We start from the raw sequence: 19,420 nt of genomic DNA on the forward strand, positions 1-19,420 counted from the left end.
GCGCTTACATTGGCCGTTTACTTCAGTGATCATCTGAACCTGTGAAAACAACACTGCGAGATCTGGAAGGCAAAAAAAACGGCCCGTCATCCAAAAGATGCGGGCCGTTTTCACTTCAGCGGGCATTCAAGCCCCCGCCGATTACTTGTTGAGGTTGTAATCCGCCTCGGCTGCGTCAAACCGCTGAAGCATGCCAGCCGTCGGAGCGCCCAGCTTGCTCACGAAGTAGATCGCCAGGCTGGCGAAGATGAAGCCCGGGATGATTTCGTACAGGCCAAACAGGCTGAAGTGCTTCCACACGATCACGGTGATCGCACCCACCAGGATGCCGGCCAATGCGCCATTACGCGTCATGCCTTTCCACAGTACGGAGATCAGTACCACAGGACCGAACGCAGCACCGAAACCGGCCCAGGCGTAGCTCACCAGGCCCAGTACACGGTTTTCCGGGTTGGCGGCCATGGCGATGGCAATCAGCGCCACCAACAGCACCATGGCGCGACCGACCCATACCAGCTCGACCTGGGAGGCGTTTTTACGCAGGAAGGTTTTGTAGAAGTCTTCGGTGAGGGCACTGGAGCACACCAGCAACTGGCAGCTCAGGGTGCTCATTACCGCCGCCAGGATGGCCGACAGCAGCACACCGGCAATCCATGGGTTGAAGAGCAGCTTGGCCAGCTCGATGAACACACGCTCGTGGTTCTCGGTCACGGGACCGGCGACTTCCGGGTGCGCCGAGAAGTAGGCGATACCGAAGAAGCCCACCGCCACGGTGCCGCCCAGGCACAGGATCATCCAGGTCATGGAGATGCGGCGCGCCTTGGCAATCGATTTCACCGAATCCGCCGCCATGAAGCGCGCGAGGATGTGCGGCTGGCCGAAGTAACCCAGGCCCCAGCCCATCAGCGAAATGATGCCGATGAAGGTGGTGTTTTTCAGCATGTTGAAGTTGTCAGGGTTCTGCGCTTCGATCGCCAGGAAGGTGGTGTCGACGCCACCGGTGGCCAGCAGCACGATGATCGGGGTCAGCAACAAGGCGAAGATCATCAGCGTGGCCTGCACGGTGTCGGTCCAGCTCACGGCCAGGAAACCACCGACGAAGGTGTAGGCAATGGTCGCGGCAGCACCGGCCCACAGCGCGGTCTCGTAGGACATGCCGAAGGTGCTTTCAAACAGACGGGCGCCAGCCACGATGCCGGAAGCGCAGTAGATGGTGAAGAACACCAGGATCACCACCGCAGAGATGATTCGCAGCAGGCCGCTTTTATCTTCGAAACGGCTGGAGAAGTAATCCGGCAGGGTCAGGGCGTCGCCGTTGTGCTCGGTCTGCACCCGCAGGCGGCCGGCTACAAACAGCCAGTTCAGGTAGGCACCGACGATCAGGCCGATGGCGATCCAGCTTTCCGACAGGCCAGACATGTAGATCGCGCCGGGCAAGCCCATCAGCAACCAGCCGCTCATGTCCGAGGCACCGGCCGAAAGCGCGGTAACCACGCTGCCGAGGCTGCGACCGCCGAGGATGTAGTCGGAAAGGTTGTTGGTGGAGCGATAGGCCATGAAGCCGATCAGCACCATGGCAGCGATATAGATCACAAATGTGATCAGGGTAGGATTACTTACGCTCATTGAGTTACGCCCTGGCTTTGTTTTTATGTAGCGGCGGTCTGTCCGGACGGCCATCCACTTTGCTAGTGGATAGACGAAGCCTGGCGCCGCGCATTTATGACTGACGTTTCCCCAGGAAAGCCATCAGCCGATGAACCGTCAGTAAGAGGTTGCACCTTGGGCGCGAATGCTATTCAACAAAGCAAATAAGGTGCAACCAGTTTCTTGAGAATAAGTTGCACCTCGATGTTTTTTGTGGAAAACACCGTGTTTTTGCTCCTTTTCGGAGCAAGAGCAGCCAAAGTCATAAGCAAATGCACCAAGGCGCAGCCGATTCGGCTGCGGCGATAATTTTTCCCGATCAGCATCAAAAAATTCATGGATAAAAAGGGTTGCACCCGGTTGCACCTCTCTCGGCGCAAAGCTAATCTTGCCGCCAGCTGATGCCACGCAGTAGTGGCACCCATGAGGATAAAAAGATGGCTACGACCACCCTTGGGGTCAAACTTGACGACCCGACCCGCGAGCGCCTGAAGGCGGCCGCGACCTCCATTGATCGCACGCCGCACTGGCTGATCAAGCAGGCGATTTTCAATTACCTGGAGAAACTCGAGGGTGGTGCAACCCTGGCCGAGCTCAACGGCCTGGGCAGCAAGGACGCGGAAGAAGCCGGCGAGGTCCAGACCGACCACGCCCACCAGTGCTTCCTGGAATTTGCCGAAAGCATCCTGCCGCAATCGGTACTGCGCGCCTCGATCACCGCCGCCTACCGTCGCCCGGAGCCGGAAGTGGTGCCGATGCTGATCGAGCAGGCTCGCCTGCCCGCGGCAATGGCCGAGGCCACCAACAAGCTCGCCTCTTCGATCGCCGAGAAACTGCGCAATCAGAAAAGCGCCGGCGGCCGTGCAGGCATCGTCCAGGGCCTGCTGCAGGAATTCTCCCTGTCGTCCCAGGAAGGCGTAGCGCTGATGTGCCTCGCCGAAGCGCTGCTGCGCATCCCCGACAAGGGCACCCGCGACGCACTGATCCGCGACAAGATCAGCACCGGCAACTGGCACCCGCACCTGGGCAACAGCCCGTCGCTGTTCGTCAACGCCGCCACCTGGGGCCTGTTGCTGACCGGCAAACTGGTCGCGACCCACAACGAAGCCGGCCTGACCTCATCCCTGAGCCGCATCATCGGCAAGAGCGGCGAGCCGATGATCCGCAAGGGCGTCGACATGGCCATGCGCCTGATGGGCGAGCAGTTCGTCACCGGCGAAACCATCGCCGAAGCCCTGGCCAATGCGAGCAAGTTCGAAGCCAAGGGCTTCCGCTATTCCTACGACATGCTCGGTGAAGCCGCACTCACCGAACATGACGCCCAGAAGTACCTGGCCTCGTACGAACAAGCCATCCACTCGATCGGCAAGGCGTCCCACGGTCGCGGGATTTATGAAGGCCCGGGCATTTCCATCAAGCTCTCGGCGCTGCACCCGCGTTACAGCCGTGCGCAGTACGAGCGGGTGATGGACGAGTTGTACCCGCGCCTGCTGTCGCTGACCCTGCTGGCCAAGCAGTACGACATCGGCCTGAACATCGACGCCGAAGAAGCCGATCGCCTGGAGCTGTCCCTCGACCTGCTGGAACGCCTGTGCTTCGAGCCGCAACTGACCGGCTGGAACGGCATCGGTTTCGTGATCCAGGCTTACCAGAAGCGTTGCCCGTATGTGATCGACTACGTGATCGACCTGGCACGCCGCAGCCGCCACCGCCTGATGATCCGCCTGGTAAAAGGCGCGTACTGGGACAGCGAAATCAAGCGCGCCCAGGTCGAAGGCCTGGAAGGCTATCCGGTGTACACCCGCAAGGTGTACACCGACGTCTCCTACATTGCCTGTGCACGCAAACTGCTTTCGGTACCGGAAGTTATCTACCCGCAGTTCGCCACCCACAACGCTCACACCTTGTCGGCGATTTACCATATTGCCGGTCAGAACTATTACCCCGGCCAGTACGAGTTCCAATGCCTGCACGGCATGGGCGAGCCTCTGTACGAGCAGGTTGTAGGCAAGGTCTCCGAAGGCAAGCTGAACCGTCCGTGCCGCGTGTACGCACCCGTCGGCACCCACGAAACACTGCTGGCTTACCTGGTGCGTCGCTTGCTGGAAAACGGCGCCAACACCTCGTTCGTCAACCGTATTGCCGACCAATCCATCTCGATCCAGGAGCTGGTGGCCGATCCAGTGGCCAGCATCGAGCAGATGGCGACGCTGGAAGGCGGCTTCGGCCTGCCGCACCCGCGTATCCCGCTGCCGCGTGACCTGTATGGTGCCGAGCGCGCCAACTCCGCCGGTATCGACCTGGCCAACGAACACCGCCTGGCGTCGCTGTCCTGCGCCTTGCTGGCTACCGCGCATAACAACTGGAAAGCCGCGCCGATGCTCGGTTGCGCTTCCAGCAATGAAGCGGCTGCACCGGTGTTGAACCCGTCGGATCTGCGTGACGTCGTCGGCCACGTACAGGAAGCAACTGTCGAAGACGTCGACAACGCCATCCAGTGCGCCCTGAACGCTGCGCCAATCTGGCAGGCCACCCCGCCCGCCGAACGCGCCGCGATCCTGGAACGTGCCGCCGACCTGATGGAAGGCGAGATCCAGCCGCTGATGGGCCTGCTGGCCCGCGAAGCCGGCAAGACCTTCGCCAACGCCATCGCCGAAGTGCGTGAAGCCGTGGACTTCCTGCGTTACTACGCGGTGCAGGCTCGCAACGATTTCACCAACGACGCTCACCGCCCGCTGGGCCCGGTGGTGTGCATCAGCCCGTGGAACTTCCCGCTGGCGATCTTCAGTGGCCAGGTCGCCGCTGCACTGGCCGCCGGCAACCCGGTACTGGCCAAGCCTGCCGAGCAAACACCGCTGGTGGCCGCACAAGCCGTGCGCCTGCTGCTGGAAGCCGGGATTCCGGAAGGCGTGCTGCAACTGCTGCCGGGCCAGGGCGAAACCGTCGGTGCGCGCCTGGTGGGTGATGATCGCGTCAAGGGGGTGATGTTCACCGGCTCCACCGAGGTTGCGCGCTTGCTGCAACGCAGTGTCGCCGGCCGTCTGGATGCACAGGGTCGTCCGATTCCGCTGATCGCCGAAACCGGTGGCCAGAACGCAATGATCGTCGACTCCTCGGCGCTCACCGAACAAGTGGTGATCGACGTAGTGTCCTCGGCCTTCGACAGTGCCGGCCAACGTTGCTCGGCCCTGCGCGTACTGTGCTTGCAGGAAGATTCCGCTGACCGCGTCATCGAAATGCTTAAAGGTGCCATGGCTGAATGCCGCCTCGGCAACCCGGAGCGCCTGTCGGTGGATATCGGCCCGGTGATCGACGCCGAAGCCAAGGCTGGCATCGAGAAACATATCCAGGCCATGCGCGACAAAGGCCGCAACGTTTACCAGGTCGCCATTGCCGATAGCGAAGAGATCAAGCGCGGCACCTTCGTGATGCCAACCCTGATCGAACTGGAAAGCTTCGACGAACTGCAACGGGAGATCTTCGGCCCGGTGCTGCACGTGGTGCGCTACAAGCGCAAAGAGATCGACCAGCTTATCGGCCAGATCAATGCCTCCGGCTATGGCCTGACCCTGGGCGTGCACACCCGCATCGACGAGACCATCGCCAAGGTGATCGACAACGTCCATGCCGGTAACGTCTACGTTAACCGCAACATCGTGGGCGCCGTGGTCGGCGTGCAGCCGTTCGGTGGCGAAGGCTTGTCGGGCACTGGCCCGAAAGCTGGCGGCCCGCTGTATCTGTACCGTCTGCTGTCGACCCGTCCTACGGACGCCATCGAGCAATCCTTCGTTCGTGGTGATGCACTGGCCGCACCGGATGTTCGCCTGCGGGATGCCATGAGCAAGCCGCTGACCGCCCTGAAAGCCTGGGCCGACAGCAGCAAGCTCAGCGACTTGAGCGCCCTGTGCGTGCAGTTCGCCGCGCAATCCCAAAGCGGTATCACCCGCCAACTGGCCGGCCCGACCGGCGAGCGCAACAGCTATGCCATCCTGCCCCGCGAGCACGTGTTGTGCCTGGCGGAAGTGGAAGGCGACCTGCTGACGCAACTGGCGGCCGTGCTGGCAGTCGGCGGCTCGGCGGTATGGCCGGAAACTGAATTGACCAAGGCCGTGTTCGCACGCTTGCCGAAGGATATTCAGGCGAAGATCACGCGGGTGGCTGACTGGACCAAGGATGAAACCGTGTTTGATGCCGTGCTGCATCACGGTGATTCCGACCAACTGCGCGGGGTTTGCCAGCAAGTGGCCAAGCGTGGCGGGGCGATTGTCGGGGTTCACGGTTTGTCTTCGGGCGAAACCGGGATTGCCCTGGAGCGCCTGGTGATCGAGCGGGCGTTGAGCGTCAACACTGCTGCGGCGGGCGGTAACGCCAGCCTGATGACTATCGGCTAACTGACGAAACGCGGTCAAAATGTGGGAGCGGGCTTGCTCGCGAATGCGCAGTGTCAGTCGCCAGATGTACTGACTGATCCACCGCATTCGCGAGCAAGCCCGCTCCCACACTGACCGTGTTTGCAACTCACCGCTGTTGTTTTGCCCCTCCATCACCCAGATCAATCTTGCTATCCAGCCTCTATTTGCGCACTTAGACTCAGGCCCATTCCCACACAGGTAAGCCGCCATGTCCGAGACGCTGCTCAGTTCCCGCAATCTGGCTTTCGAGCTGTACGAAGTCCTCGATGCCGAGGGCCTGACCCAGCGCGAGCGGTTTGCCGAACACAACCGTGAAACCTTCGACGCCGCCATCGGCACCGCCCGCAGCATTGCCGAGAAGTTCTTCGCCCCGCATAACCGCAAGGGCGACGAGAACGAGCCCCGCTACGAAAACGGTCAGGCGATTCTGATTCCCGAGGTGAAACCGGCGGTAGATGCCTTCCTCGAAGCCGGTTTTCTCAACGCCGCCCGCAGCTTCGAAGCCGGTGGCATGCAACTGCCCACCCTGCTCTCCCAGGCGTGTTTCGCCCACTTCCAGTCGGCCAACGCCGCATCCACGTCCTACCCGTTCCTGACCATGGGCGCCGCCAACCTGATCGAGAGCTTCGGCACCGAGGAGCAGAAACAACGCTTCCTGCAACCGATGATCGAAGGCCGCTTCTTTGGCACCATGGCGCTGACCGAGCCCCACGCGGGCTCATCGCTGTCGGATATTCGTACCCGCGCAGAGCCGGCGGCTGACGGCAGCTACCGCCTCAAGGGCAACAAGATCTTCATCTCCGGCGGAGATCACTCGCTGTCGGAGAACATCGTGCACATGGTGCTGGCCAAGCTGCCGGACGCACCTGCCGGGGTGAAGGGCATTTCGCTGTTTATCGTGCCCAAGTTCCTGGTCAACGACGACGGCAGCCTGGGCAAGCGCAACGATGTGCTGCTGGCCGGGCTGTTTCACAAGATGGGCTGGCGTGGCACCACCTCGACCGCGTTGAATTTCGGCGATAACGGCGAGTGCGTCGGCTACCTGGTGGGCCAGCCGCATCAGGGCCTGAGTTGCATGTTCCAGATGATGAACGAAGCGCGGATCGGCGTGGGCATGGGCGCGGTGATGCTGGGTTACGCCGGCTACCTGTATTCCCTGGAATATGCCCGTGAACGTCCGCAAGGCCGCTTGCCCGACAGCAAGAATCCCAACACCGCGCCGGTGTCGATCATCCAGCACGCCGATATCAAACGCATGCTGTTGACCCAAAAAGCCTACGTGGAAGGCGCCTTCGACCTTGGCTTGTACGCCGCGCGCCTGTTCGACGACACCACCACCCTGGAAACCGAAGCTGCGCGCAAACAGGCCCACGAACTGCTGGACCTGCTGACGCCGATCGTCAAATCCTGGCCATCGGAGTTTTGCCTGAAGGCCAACGAACTGGCGATCCAGATACTCGGCGGCCACGGCTATACCCGCGAATACCCGGTGGAGCAGTACTACCGCGACAACCGTCTGAACCCGATCCATGAAGGCACCCACGGCATTCAGTCGCTGGACTTGCTCGGGCGCAAGCTGGCGCAGAACGGCGGTGCGGGCTTGAAGCAACTGATCCGCCTGATCGCCGAGACCGGCGCACGGGCACAGGAGTATCCGTCGCTGAATGCCTTGCGGGAACCGCTGGAACAACTGGTGGTGCGCCTGCAAGAGGTCACCCTCGGCCTGTTGACGGATCTCGCCCAGGGCAAGGTCAACAGCAGCCTGGCGAATTCGGCGCTGTACCTGAAGGTGTTCGGGCATACGGTGATCGGCTGGCGCTGGCTGGAACAGGCAATTCGCGCCGAGGAAGGGCTGGCCAGGGGCAATGCTGCCGATGTCGCCTTCTATAAGGGCAAGCTCCAGGCCGCCCGGTACTTCCTGACGTGGGAAATACCGGGCTGCCATCATGAACTGGCGATTCTCGAGGCACGCGATGACACGTGCCTGGGGATGCAGGATGAGTGGTTCTAAGGCGTTCCGATTGCCTTGGAAATCACCTCGACCGTGGCGCTGACTTGCTCTTGGTAACGGTCGAGTTCCTGCTGGTGGTGCTTTTGCATTTCGATCTGCTCGGCGCACAGGTTCAGCGCCGCCAGCACCAATAGCTTGTCACCGATCAGCGTCGGGTACTTTTTCTTGGTGGTGGCCAAGGATGCCTTGAGCATCGTCACGGCGCTCATCAGGGTGTTGTCTTCCCCCTCCGGTGCCTTGATCGAGTAATCCTCACCGAGAATCGAAACGACCTTTATCCCTTCATTCATGCGCTGACAGGACCTGCGCTCACACGCTCAACCAACGCCTGGATACGGGCAGCGGTGGCGCCCTGCTTTTCTTCCTGTTCCATCAGGTTCAGCTGCAAGCTGTCGTTTTCATCCTTGGCGCGAGCCAGTTCGGCCTTGAGGGATTCGTTGGTGCCCAGTAGATCCTGGTTCTGCTGTACCAGGTCGCTGACCAGTTGTTCCAATTGGCTGAGGGATGCTTCTAACATTTTGATTTCTCGGGCTTTTTCAAAGGGCGGTGACGATAAAGAAAATTCACCTCGGATGCCAGGGTTATCCCTGGCGCGGGGCCTTGATTTTACAGGGCAGGCCACGCTTTCGAGCCTTAGTGACTGCATTTATGGCATCTGGTTCCTGAATCCCGTCGGCCCGCCCCGATCTGCGACAAAAGCGCGCACCCCCTCAAGACTTTAGTCGTATGACCGATAGGTCATGGACACCCCGCTCAAACCCCGCATGGATCGCGCTTCTCCCCAGGATCACAACATGTCTCTTCGTAATATGAATATCGCGCCGCGGGCCTTTCTCGGCTTCGCGTTGATTGGCGCGCTGATGTTGTTTCTCGGTGTGTTCGCCCTGAACCAGATGAGCAAGATCCGTGCGGCGACGGAAGACATCACCCTTAGCAGCGTGCCGAGCATTCGCGCCCTGGACGAGTTCACTCAACTGACCCTGCGCCTGCGGGTGCTGTCGTATCGCCTGCTGACCAACCGCGAGCCTGACGTCCAGCAAAAGACCCTTGAGTCTTTTGACGTGCGCAATCAGCAGATTCGTACGGCCCAGGCGGTCTACGAGAAGTTGATCGACAGCAGCGAAGAACGTGCTGCCTACGACGAATACGTGCGTCTGCTGGCCCAGTACCATCAGATTGAAGAGCGCATGAAGAGCCTGTCACGGGCCAATCAGGTGGAAGAGCTGCGCACGCTGCTGAATACCGAGCTGCTGAACAACTCGGATCAGGTCAACGCCGTACTGAACCGCCTGCTGGACATCAACAACAAGATGGCGCTGGCCACCAACCAGCAAGCCGCCGACCAGTACGACATGGCGTTTGAGCTGGTGGTGATCCTGCTGATCCTCGCCACGGCGCTGACCATGCTGTTCGCCTGGTTGCTGACCCGCAGCATCACCCTGCCGATCGCCCAGGCCCTGGATGCCGCCGAGGAAATCGCCGAAGGCAACCTGACGCGCCCGATCAAGGTGGAAGGCAACGACGAAGCCGGCCGACTACTGTTGGCAATGGCCAAGATGCAGGACAAATTGAAGGACACCTTGCAGCGCATTTCCGGCTCGGCCACCCAATTGGCCTCCGCAGCGGAAGAGCTGAATGCCGTGACCGACGAAAGCGCCCGTGGCCTGACCCAGCAAAACAACGAAATCGAACAGGCCGCCACGGCGGTGAACGAGATGACCAGCGCGGTTGAAGAAGTGGCCCGCAACGCGGTCAGCACTTCCGAAGCCTCGAAGAACGCCACGTCGTCTGCGGGCGATGGACGTGATTTGGTGCAGGAAACCGTCAGCGCCATTGAACGCATGAGCAGCGACGTGCAAGCCACTGCCACCTTGATCGGCAACCTGGCGGAAGAGTCCCGGGACATCGGCAAGGTGCTGGACGTGATTCGTGGTTTGGCTGACCAGACCAACCTGCTGGCCCTGAACGCCGCGATTGAAGCGGCGCGTGCCGGTGAAGCCGGGCGTGGATTTGCGGTCGTGGCGGATGAAGTGCGGGCCCTGGCCCATCGCACCCAACAGTCCACCAGCGAAATCGAGCGGATGATCGGCAGCATTCAGGCCGGTACCGAGCATGCAGTGGATTCGATGCGCAACAGCACCGAGCGGGCGGAATCGACGTTGAACATCGCCAAGGGTGCGGGGATGTCGCTGGACACCATCAACACTGCCATCGTTGAAATCAACGAGCGCAACCTGGTGATCGCCAGTGCCGCTGAAGAGCAGGCGCAGGTGGCGCGGGAAGTGGATCGCAACCTGGTGAATATTCGTGACTTGTCGGTGCAGTCGGCGACCGGCGCCAGCCAGACCAGTGCGGCGAGCAGTGAGCTGTCGCGGTTGGCGGTGGATTTGAACGGGATGGTGGGGCGGTTCAGGCTTTAACGGATACCGCAGGGCTAAAAATGTGGGAGCGGGCTTGCTCGCGAATGCGGTGGATCAGATACGCATAAGGCGACTGACACACCGCTTTCGCGAGCAAGCCCGCTCCCACATTGAATATGCGCCAGCCATTCAAAACCTTTTTGACAGCACAGCAATTCAACAGGTTAGAATCGCTGGCACGCAGACTGCATGGTCAGTTTGCGCCTCGTCTTTCCTGCTCATGGAGTACTGCCTTTGAATGCGACGACCATCAACAGCCTGTTCTTGATCGGCGCGTTGCTGGTAGGTGCGAGCATTCTGGTGAGTTCTCTTTCGTCCCGCCTGGGGATTCCGATCCTGGTAATCATCCTGGCCGTGGGCATGATCGCCGGCGTCGACGGCGGCGGCATCATCTTCGATAACTACCCGACTGCCTACCTCGTGGGCAACCTCGCCCTGGCCGTGATCCTGCTCGACGGCGGACTGCGAACGCGGGTAGCCAGTTTCCGTGTAGCCCTCTGGCCTGCGTTGTCCCTGGCGACGGTCGGGGTGCTGATCACCACCGGCCTCACCGGCATGGCAGCCGCCTGGCTGTTCAACCTCAACATCATTCAAGGCCTGCTGATCGGCGCCATCGTCGGCTCCACGGACGCCGCAGCGGTGTTCTCGCTGCTGGGCGGCAAAGGCCTGAACGAACGGGTCACCGCCAGCCTGGAAATCGAATCCGGCAGCAACGACCCGATGGCGGTGTTCCTCACCGTCACCCTGATCGACATGCTCGCCAGCGGCCAGACCGGCCTGCACTGGAGCCTCCTGGGCCACCTGATCCGCGAGTTCGGCATCGGCGGCATCATCGGCCTGGGCGGCGGCTGGTTGATGCTGCAGATGGTCAACCGGATCAACCTGGCCAACGGCCTGTACCCGATCCTGGTGATTTCCGGCGGCCTTTTCGTGTTCGCCCTGACCAACGCCCTGCACGGCAGCGGCTTCCTCGCGGTGTACCTGTGCGGCCTGGTGATCGGCAACCGCCCGGTGCGCAGCCGGCATGGCATTTTGCATATGCTCGACGGCATGGCCTGGCTCGCGCAGATCGGCATGTTCCTGGTGCTGGGCCTGCTGGTCACGCCCCATGATTTGCTGCCCATCGCGCTGCCGGCCCTGGGCCTGGCGCTGTGGATGATTCTCTTCGCACGGCCGCTGTCGGTTATCGTCGGCCTCTTGCCGTTCAAGGCCTTCCATGGCCGAGAGAAAGCCTTTATCGCCTGGGTCGGCCTGCGCGGTGCGGTGCCGATCATTCTGGCGGTGTTCCCGCTGATGGCCGGCCTGCCCCACGCGCAGCTGTACTTCAACCTGGCGTTCTTTATCGTGCTGGTGTCGTTGCTGGTGCAGGGTACGAGCCTGCCGTGGGTCGCCAAACTGTTGAAAGTGACGGTACCGCCAGAGCCGGCGCCGATTTCCCGGGCGGCCCTGGAAGTGCACGTCACCAGCGAGTGGGAGCTGTTCGTCTACCGCCTGGGCGCCGAAAAATGGTGCATCGGCGCCGCCCTGCGGGAGCTGAAAATGCCCGAAGGCACGCGGATCGCCGCGCTGTTTCGTGGCCAGCAACTGCTCCATCCGTCGGGTAGTACGGTGCTCGAAGTCGATGATTTGCTGTGCGTAATCGGCCATGAACACAACTTGCCGGCCCTCGGCAAACTGTTCAGCCAGGCACCACAACGGGGCCTCGACCTGCGCTTCTTCGGTGACTTCGTCCTGGAAGGCGACGCCCAGCTGGGCGCGGTTTCGGCCCTGTACGGGCTCAAGCTCGAGGGCATCGACCCGGACATGCCACTGAGTCGTTTCATCACCCAGAAAGTCGGCGGTGCGCCGGTCGTCGGCGACCAGGTGGAATGGAACAACACCATTTGGACCGTCGCGGTCATGGACGGGAACAAGATCGGCAAAGTCGGCGTCAGATTCCCCGAAGGAAGTCGCCCGGGCCCCGGACTCTTCCTCTAAACTGCGGGGCGACGGCGCGCCAGTCGATGTCGGGACGCCCCCTATTTTTCACCTTGCTCGACCGGTCTCTATGACAACCCTGCGCACTTTTCTCGCCACTGCCCTGCTGGGCCTGACTCTCTGCGTCGGCACCGTACACGCGGCCGACCCGCCCAGCATCGATTCCGTCCAGCAAACCCTGGACAAGCTGCCGGACCGCAAGCTGCCCGACGCCGACATGAAGGCGCTGCAAAGCATCCTGCAGCAAACGCTCACCTTCCTGGGCAACCAGCAGGACTACCAGCAGCGCCTGGTGGACCTCAAGCGCCAGCTCGAAGACGCGCCGCGCCAGACCGTCGACAACCAGCGCGAACTGACCCGCCTCAAGGCCACCAAGGTGATTCCGGTCGCCCAGCGCTACGCCACCTTGCCGGTGCCGCAACTTGAACAACTGCTGGTGCAGCGCACCACCCAGCAAGGCGACCTGCAAAAGGAACTGGCCGACGCCAACAGCCTGACCATCGCGGCCCAAACCCGTCCCGAGCGCGCCCAGACCGAAATCAGCAGCAGCCAGACACGTATCCAGCAGATCAACGCGACTCTCAAGGCAGGCAAGGACAACGGCAAGACCCTCAGCGGTGACCAGCGCAACCAGCTGAACGCCGAGTTGGCCGCCCTCAACGCGCTGATTCCCCTGCGCCGCCAGGAACTGGCCGGCAACAGCCAACTGCAAGACCTGGGCAACAGCCAGCACGACCTGGTGCTGGAAAAGACCGCGCGCCTGGAGCAGGAAATCCAGGACCTGCAAACCCTGATCAACCAGAAACGCCTGGCCCAGTCCCAGGAAACCGTGACCCAGCAGTCCATCGAAGCCCAGAAGGCCGGTGGCAGCAGCCTGCTCGCCACGGAAAGCGCGGCCAACCTGAAACTGTCCGACTACCTGCTCAAAAGCACTGACCGGCTCAACGAGCTGACCCAGAAAAACCTGCAAACCAAGCAGCAACTGGACAGCGTGACCCAAAGCGACTCGGCGCTGGACGAGCAGATCAACGTGCTCAAGGGCAGCCTGTTGCTGTCCAAGATCCTCTACAAACAGAAGCAGGCCCTCCCGCGCCTGACCGTGGACCGCGACCTGGCGGATGACATCGCCAACATTCGCCTGTACCAGTTCGAGGTCAATCAACAGCGCGAACTGATCAGCACCCCGAGCACCTACGTCGACAGCTTGCTGGCCAACCAGCCGGCCGACCAGGTGACGCCACAACTGCGGCGCACCCTGCTGGAACTGGCGATCACCCGCAGCGACCTGCTGGAACGCTTGAGCCGGGAACTGAGCGCACTGCTCAACGAATCCATCACCCTGCAACTGAACCAGAAACAACTGCTGAGCACCGCCACCACCTTGCGGGCGACCCTCGACGAACAGATGTTCTGGATTCCCAGCAACAAGCCGCTGGATACCGAATGGCTGGAAACCGTACCGGCGCACCTGAGCAAACAGGTCAATACCCTGCCGTGGGCCTCCAGCGTCAGCGAGCTGTATGACGGCCTGACCCAGCGCCCGCTGCTGTTCCTGCCCCTGCTGTTGTTGATCGGCGCGCTGCTGTGGCGTCGCAGCTACCTGTATGCCCGGCTGAAAAAAATCCATATGGACATCGGCCACTTCAAACGCGACAGCCAGTGGCACACGCCGGTGGCGATCCTGGTGAATATCGCGCTGGCGATGCCGGTGGCCCTGGGCCTGGCACTCTGCGGCTATGCGTTGCAGATCGACGCCCGCGGGCAAAACGCCAACCTCGGCGCCGCCCTGCTGCAGATCGCCCAGGCGTGGCTGGTGTTCTACACCGCGTATCGGATCCTCGCGCCTGGCGGCGTCGCCGAATTGCACTTCCGCTGGGAAAAACCCCAGGTCGAATTCCTCCAGGGCTGGGTACGCAAGCTCGGGCTCGTGGTACTGGCGTTGGTGGCCGTGGTGGCCATCGCCGAACATCAGCCGGCAGCGCTGGCCGACGATGTGCTGGGCATCGGTGTGGTACTGACCTGCTACGCACTGATGGCGTGGCTGCTCGGGCGCCTGCTGCTCAACAGCCCGACTCATGAAAAAGCCTCGCTGTTTCGCAAGGCCGTGGGCCTGGTGTTTACGGCACTGCCGGTGGCGCTGTTTATCGCCGTATGTTTTGGCTACTACTACACCGCCCTCAAGCTCAGCGACCGGCTGATCAACACCTTGTACCTGCTGATGTTCTGGCTGGTGATCGAAGCCACCTTCGTACGTGGCCTGGGTGTTGCGGCACGGCGCCTGGCCTATGCGCGGGCCCTGGCCAAACGCCAGGCCGCCAAGGAAGCCGGTGAGGGTGAAGCAGTGATCGAAGAGCCGACCCTGGACATCGAACAGGTCAACGAACAGTCGATGCGCCTGATTCGCCTGGCGCTGCTGGGCGGCTTTATCGCTGCGTTGTACTGGGTGTGGTCCGACTTGATCTCGGTGTTTTCCTACCTGGACAACGTCACCCTCTACGAATACACCAGCGGCACCGGCGCCAATATCAGCATGGTGCCCATCAGCATCGGCGACTTGCTCGGCGCCCTGATCATCATCGGCATCACCTTCGCCCTGGCGCGCAACCTGCCCGGCCTGCTGGAAGTGTTGGTGCTGTCCAAGCTCGACCTGGCCCAGGGCAGCGCCTACGCCACCACCACCTTGCTGTCCTATGTGATTGCCGGCGTCGGGTTTGTCTCCACCCTGTCGACCCTCGGCGTGAGCTGGGACAAGTTGCAATGGCTGGTGGCCGCGCTGTCGGTGGGGTTGGGTTTCGGGATGCAGGAAATCTTCGCCAACTTCATCTCCGGCATCATGATCCTGTTCGAGCGCCCGGTACGGATCGGCGACACCATCACCATCGGCAACCTGTCGGGCACGGTGAGCAAGATCCGCATCCGCGCCACCACCATCACTGACTTCGACCGCAAGGACATCATTGTCCCGAACAAAACGTTCATCACCGGGCAACTGATCAACTGGTCGCTGACCGACACCATCACCCGGGTTACCCTGAAACTGGGCGTGGACTACGGCTCGGACCTGGACCTGGTGAAGGAATTGCTGCTCAAGGCCGCCGCCGAAAACCCACGCGTGCTGAAAGACCCGGCGCCCCACGTGTACTTCCTCAACTTCGGTGAAAGCACCCTCGATCACGAACTGCGCATGCATGTACGGGACCTGGGCGACCGCAACCCGGTGATCGATGAGGTCAACCGCTTCATCAACCGCGAGTTCAAGAACCACCACATCAACATCTCGTTCCGGCAGATGGAGGTTTACCTGAAGAACCTGCATGGCCAGGAATACAAGCTGGTGCCGGTGGAAGAAGAAAACCGGACCATCCTGCCGCCCGCCCAGGACCAGGACCTGCCCGAGCCGCCGCCCGCCAAACTCGACTAAACGCGCTCTCCCCAGCAGAATGGTCGGACATTCTGCTCAGGAGATGGCCGTTGAAAGCCCTCGACGAACTGACCTTCGACAACCGCTTCGCCCGCCTGGGCGACGGCTTCTCAACCCATGTGCTGCCCGAGCCCATCGACGAACCGCGTTTAGTGGTGGCGAGCGAGGCAGCCATGGCGCTGCTGGATCTCGACCCCGCCGTGGCCGAAACACCGGTATTTGCCGAGCTGTTCGGCGGGCACAAGCTGTGGGCCGAGGCCGAGCCGCGGGCGATGATCTATTCCGGGCATCAGTTTGGCTCGTACAACCCGCAACTGGGGGATGGCCGCGGATTGTTGCTGGGCGAGGTGTACAACCAGGCCGGCGAGCATTGGGACCTGCACCTCAAGGGTGCCGGGCAAACCCCGTACTCGCGCATGGGCGATGGTCGTGCGGTGTTGCGCTCGTCGATCCGGGAGTTTCTGGCGTCGGAAGCACTGCATGCGCTGGGCATTCCCAGCAGTCGTGCGCTGTGTGTGATCGGTTCCACCACGCCGGTGTGGCGCGAGAAACAGGAGCGCGCCGCCATGGTGCTGCGCCTGGCCCACAGCCACGTGCGCTTTGGGCATTTCGAATATTTCTACTACACCAAGAAGCCTGAATTGCAGAAGCAATTGGCGGAGCACGTGCTGTCCCTGCACTTCCCGGAATGCATGGAACAGCCCGAGCCGTACCTGGCGATGTTCCGCGAAATCGTCGAGCGTAATGCCGAGTTGATCGCCAAGTGGCAGGCCTATGGGTTCTGCCATGGAGTGATGAACACCGACAACATGTCGATCCTCGGCATCACCTTCGACTTCGGGCCGTTTGCATTTTTGGACGATTTCGACGCGCAGTTCGTCTGCAACCACTCCGACCATGAAGGGCGTTATTCCTTCAGCAACCAGGTGCCGATCGGGCAGTGGAACCTGAGCGCACTGGCCCAGGCGTTGACGCCGTTTATCAGCGTCGAGGCGCTGCGGGAAACGCTGGGGCTGTATCTGCCGTTGTTCCAGGCCCACTACCTGGACCTGATGCGCCGCCGACTGGGCCTCACCACCGCCGAAGATGACGACCAGAAACTGGTGGAGCGCCTGCTGCAACTGATGCAGAACAGCGGCGTCGACTACACCCTGTTCTTCCGCCGGCTGGGGGATGAATCCGCCGCATTGGCCGTGGCGCGGTTGCGCGACGACTTTGTCGACCTCAAGGGGTTTGATGAGTGGGCGGACCTGTACAAAGCCCGCGTAGAGCGCGACGCCAGCGGCACAGAAGAACAGCGACGTGAGCGGATGCATGAGGTGAATCCGCTTTATATCCTGCGCAACTATTTGGCGCAGAACGCCATCCAGGCGGCGGAGCTTGGGGATTACAGCGAAGTGCGCCGGCTGCATGAAGTGCTGACCAAACCGTTTGAAGAGCAGCCGGGGATGGAACAATACGCCCAGCGGCCGCCGGATTGGGGGAAGCATTTGGAGATTAGTTGTTCTTCATAGCGCGACCTAGATAAAGGTCTCCACTGAAACCCCAAAGCGCTCCGCCAGCCAACGAATCTGCCGCAGGTTGAGCTGGCGTTTGCCACTAAGTACTTCAGAGACAACCGACTGCGCACCAACGCCCGGGAGATCACTTTGGGTCAAGCCATGCTCTCGCATCATTGAACGTAGCACTTCAACGCCACTGGCAACGGGCATCGGCCGGTGCTCGAGATCGTAGGCCTCGATCCAGTCACTGAGGATATCCACCAGGCTCATGAGCGGGCTGGATTCATCTTCGCCTATCAGGTCCAGCAATTCGTCGAGGGCGCTGACCAAGGTATCGTAGTCCGCCTCGTTTCTTGGCTTGCGCAGCAATGACGAAACAAATTGCCAGTGTTCGGCAGCCTGCCTGATGAGTGCGCTCATCTGATTTTCTCCTTCCATTTACCTTGCTCATATTCACGGTGATCGAACAGGTACTTGATATAAATTCGTTGTACTTGGTAATGCACGAAAGCAATCAACCTCAGCTTATTGCCCCAGATGTCAAACACATGGAACTGCCCGACTTTGTCTGTTGCAGGGAACATTCCTTTCATCGACGCAAAGTCGGCGGGACTGTTGCGTTTCATTCTGCGATACCACTCATCCAGTGCCGTGGCTGAATGCGGCCATCTTTCTTTCGCTTCCCATATCCTTTTTTCGCTGATCACTCGCATGCAACATCCTTATCGCATCTTGCTATGAAGGTTAGTCTTCCCGAAAAAATATCGCAATCTGCGATATTCCTTGGCGGACCAGTGGCGCAATTCCAAGCACCCTTCAACAGCCTAGATACGCCGCGATAGAAGTCACCACCAAAAATGTGAACGCGTACGTCACTAGCGTCGAACCTTGATAAACACCCTTCCCGGCTCCAAATAGAACCCATTGGCCACTTTCACGGAGCCCAGCATGTCCGACTCTCTAGTAATCCCCTGCCCCCACTGCAACGGTCTTAACCGCATCCCCAATGAACGCCTGGGCGATGCGCCTAAATGCGGGCGCTGCAAGCAACCGGTGCTGTTAAGCAAACCCTTTGAGCTGAAACAGGGCGATTACGCCAGCCAGTTCAAGGGCGACCTGCCGTTGCTGGTGGACGTGTGGGCCGAATGGTGCGGGCCGTGCAAGTCGTTTGCGCCGGTGTTTGAGCAGGCCGCCGGGCAGTTGGCCGGGAAGTGCCGATTGGCCAAGCTCGATAGCGAGGCCAATCAGCAGTTATCCGCTCAGTTGGGGATTCGCTCGATTCCCAGCCTGATCCTGTTCAAGAATGGCCGGGAAGTGGCGCGTCAGAGCGGTGCGTTTCCGTTACCGCAGTTGATGAGCTGGCTGCGCAGTCAGGGCGTTTGAGGTAGCGGGACGCCCCGGTCCATCACCTGCCCCATCAGCAATACGCCCAATTCGCTCAACTGATGAATGGCCAACGCGACATCGCGCTGCTTGCCGGTGAGGTCGTCGGAAAGGTCGAGCAAGAGGGTGGTGACTGAGGAGAAGGTTTCGTAGGTATTGAGGATCAGGGTTTCGGTGGCTTGGCCGGGGCTGACTGTAAAAAGGTACGACAGGGGATTTGGAGTAGCTTTAAACATGGTCGACATTCCTGATTGGAGCCGCCATCTGATCGCTACTAAACGAATTAGGGTGGCAGCTGTACGCAGGTTAGTAGACCGGGAAATGTCGAAGCCGGCGCGCCCGAAGACGCCCTACGCACAGCTACCATCAAGCACAGACTCAGCGCCTGAAAGATGAAGCTTATGCACTTAACGACAAACACTCGGGCTACTAAACCCGATCACTGAGAATTCAGCGACCGAGCAACCTTAGAGACGCCCATCCAGACGCACAAGCCGGCGGATTCTGGCGTAACTGTAGGCAACGGCGCAAGACGACGATTTCCCTGTAGAAACAAAGACCAAATGTGGGAGCGGGCTTGCTCGCGAATGCGGTGAGTCAGTCAATAGAGAATTCGACTGATCCACCGCATTCGCGAGCAAGCCCGC

The 19,420-nt window shown here is 60.9% G+C and carries 14 protein-coding genes; 7 read left to right on the forward strand and 7 right to left on the reverse strand.

The window, feature by feature from the left end; genetic code table 11:
• Window positions 1-141: 141 nt before the first annotated feature.
• Window positions 142-1,626, reverse strand: coding sequence for a sodium/proline symporter PutP (putP, locus tag HX801_RS18960; protein ID WP_177022510.1), 1,485 nt, complete (start codon window positions 1,624-1,626; stop codon window positions 142-144).
• 138 nt (window positions 1,627-1,764) lie between these two features.
• On the reverse strand, window positions 1,765-2,055 hold the full coding sequence (locus HX801_RS18965; protein WP_157222894.1) for a hypothetical protein: 291 nt from the start codon (window positions 2,053-2,055) through the stop codon (window positions 1,765-1,767).
• A 29-nt stretch (window positions 2,056-2,084) separates the two neighbouring features.
• Here HX801_RS18965 and putA point away from each other — a divergent pair, with 29 nt between their 5' ends.
• Window positions 2,085-6,038 (forward strand): trifunctional transcriptional regulator/proline dehydrogenase/L-glutamate gamma-semialdehyde dehydrogenase, encoded by a 3,954-nt coding sequence (putA, locus tag HX801_RS18970; protein WP_134325624.1) that lies wholly within the window; start codon window positions 2,085-2,087, stop codon window positions 6,036-6,038.
• A gap of 229 nt (window positions 6,039-6,267) precedes the next feature.
• The gene (locus HX801_RS18975) at window positions 6,268-8,070 is read left to right on the forward strand and encodes an acyl-CoA dehydrogenase (protein WP_177022511.1); all 1,803 of its coding nucleotides are present in this window, start codon (window positions 6,268-6,270) and stop codon (window positions 8,068-8,070) included.
• Here HX801_RS18975 and HX801_RS18980 read toward each other — a convergent pair.
• A complete protein-coding gene (locus HX801_RS18980) occupies window positions 8,067-8,360 on the reverse strand; it encodes a cell division protein ZapA (protein WP_003209415.1) in 294 nt (97 codons plus the stop codon). The genes HX801_RS18975 and HX801_RS18980 overlap by 4 nt on opposite strands.
• The gene (locus HX801_RS18985; protein ID WP_003209413.1) at window positions 8,357-8,587 is read right to left on the reverse strand and encodes a hypothetical protein; all 231 of its coding nucleotides are present in this window, start codon (window positions 8,585-8,587) and stop codon (window positions 8,357-8,359) included. The genes HX801_RS18980 and HX801_RS18985 overlap by 4 nt, the downstream gene beginning before the upstream one ends.
• A 277-nt stretch (window positions 8,588-8,864) precedes the next feature.
• On the opposite strand from HX801_RS18985, the gene HX801_RS18990 reads away from it, so the two are divergent.
• The 4 genes from HX801_RS18990 to selO all read left to right on the forward strand — a co-directional run bounded on the left by HX801_RS18990 (window position 8,865) and on the right by selO (window position 17,402).
• Window positions 8,865-10,490: a methyl-accepting chemotaxis protein gene (locus tag HX801_RS18990; RefSeq protein WP_023659353.1), complete on the forward strand. Its 1,626-nt coding sequence runs from the start codon at window positions 8,865-8,867 to the stop codon at window positions 10,488-10,490.
• A 234-nt stretch (window positions 10,491-10,724) separates the two neighbouring features.
• A complete protein-coding gene (locus HX801_RS18995) occupies window positions 10,725-12,467 on the forward strand; it encodes a potassium/proton antiporter (RefSeq protein WP_003209410.1) in 1,743 nt (580 codons plus the stop codon).
• 70 nt (window positions 12,468-12,537) lie between these two features.
• Window positions 12,538-15,888: a mechanosensitive channel MscK gene (mscK, locus tag HX801_RS19000; protein ID WP_008439184.1), complete on the forward strand. Its 3,351-nt coding sequence runs from the start codon at window positions 12,538-12,540 to the stop codon at window positions 15,886-15,888.
• 50 nt (window positions 15,889-15,938) lie between these two features.
• Window positions 15,939-17,402, forward strand: coding sequence for a protein adenylyltransferase SelO (gene selO, locus HX801_RS19005; RefSeq protein WP_177022512.1), 1,464 nt, complete (start codon window positions 15,939-15,941; stop codon window positions 17,400-17,402).
• 6 nt (window positions 17,403-17,408) lie between these two features.
• Here the strand turns inward: selO and HX801_RS19010 are convergent, their stop codons facing one another.
• Window positions 17,409-17,810 carry a type II toxin-antitoxin system HigA family antitoxin gene (locus HX801_RS19010; protein WP_134325620.1) on the reverse strand — a complete coding sequence of 134 codons (402 nt, stop codon included), beginning with the start codon at window positions 17,808-17,810 and terminating at the stop codon, window positions 17,409-17,411.
• Window positions 17,807-18,103, reverse strand: coding sequence for a type II toxin-antitoxin system HigB family toxin (locus HX801_RS19015; protein WP_177022513.1), 297 nt, complete (start codon window positions 18,101-18,103; stop codon window positions 17,807-17,809). The genes HX801_RS19010 and HX801_RS19015 overlap by 4 nt, the downstream gene beginning before the upstream one ends.
• Before the next feature lie 235 nt (window positions 18,104-18,338).
• On the opposite strand from HX801_RS19015, the gene trxC reads away from it, so the two are divergent.
• On the forward strand, window positions 18,339-18,773 hold the full coding sequence (gene trxC / locus HX801_RS19020; RefSeq protein WP_177022514.1) for a thioredoxin TrxC: 435 nt from the start codon (window positions 18,339-18,341) through the stop codon (window positions 18,771-18,773).
• Here the strand turns inward: trxC and HX801_RS19025 are convergent.
• Complete coding sequence (locus HX801_RS19025) at window positions 18,761-19,009, reverse strand: DUF6124 family protein (protein WP_177022515.1); 249 nt, start codon at window positions 19,007-19,009, stop codon at window positions 18,761-18,763. The two genes, trxC and HX801_RS19025, sit on opposite strands and share 13 nt — an antisense overlap.
• Window positions 19,010-19,420: the final 411 nt, after the last annotated feature.

The sequence above is a fragment of the Pseudomonas sp. G1002 genome, from assembly GCF_013385455.1.
GTDB lineage: Bacteria > Pseudomonadota > Gammaproteobacteria > Pseudomonadales > Pseudomonadaceae > Aquipseudomonas.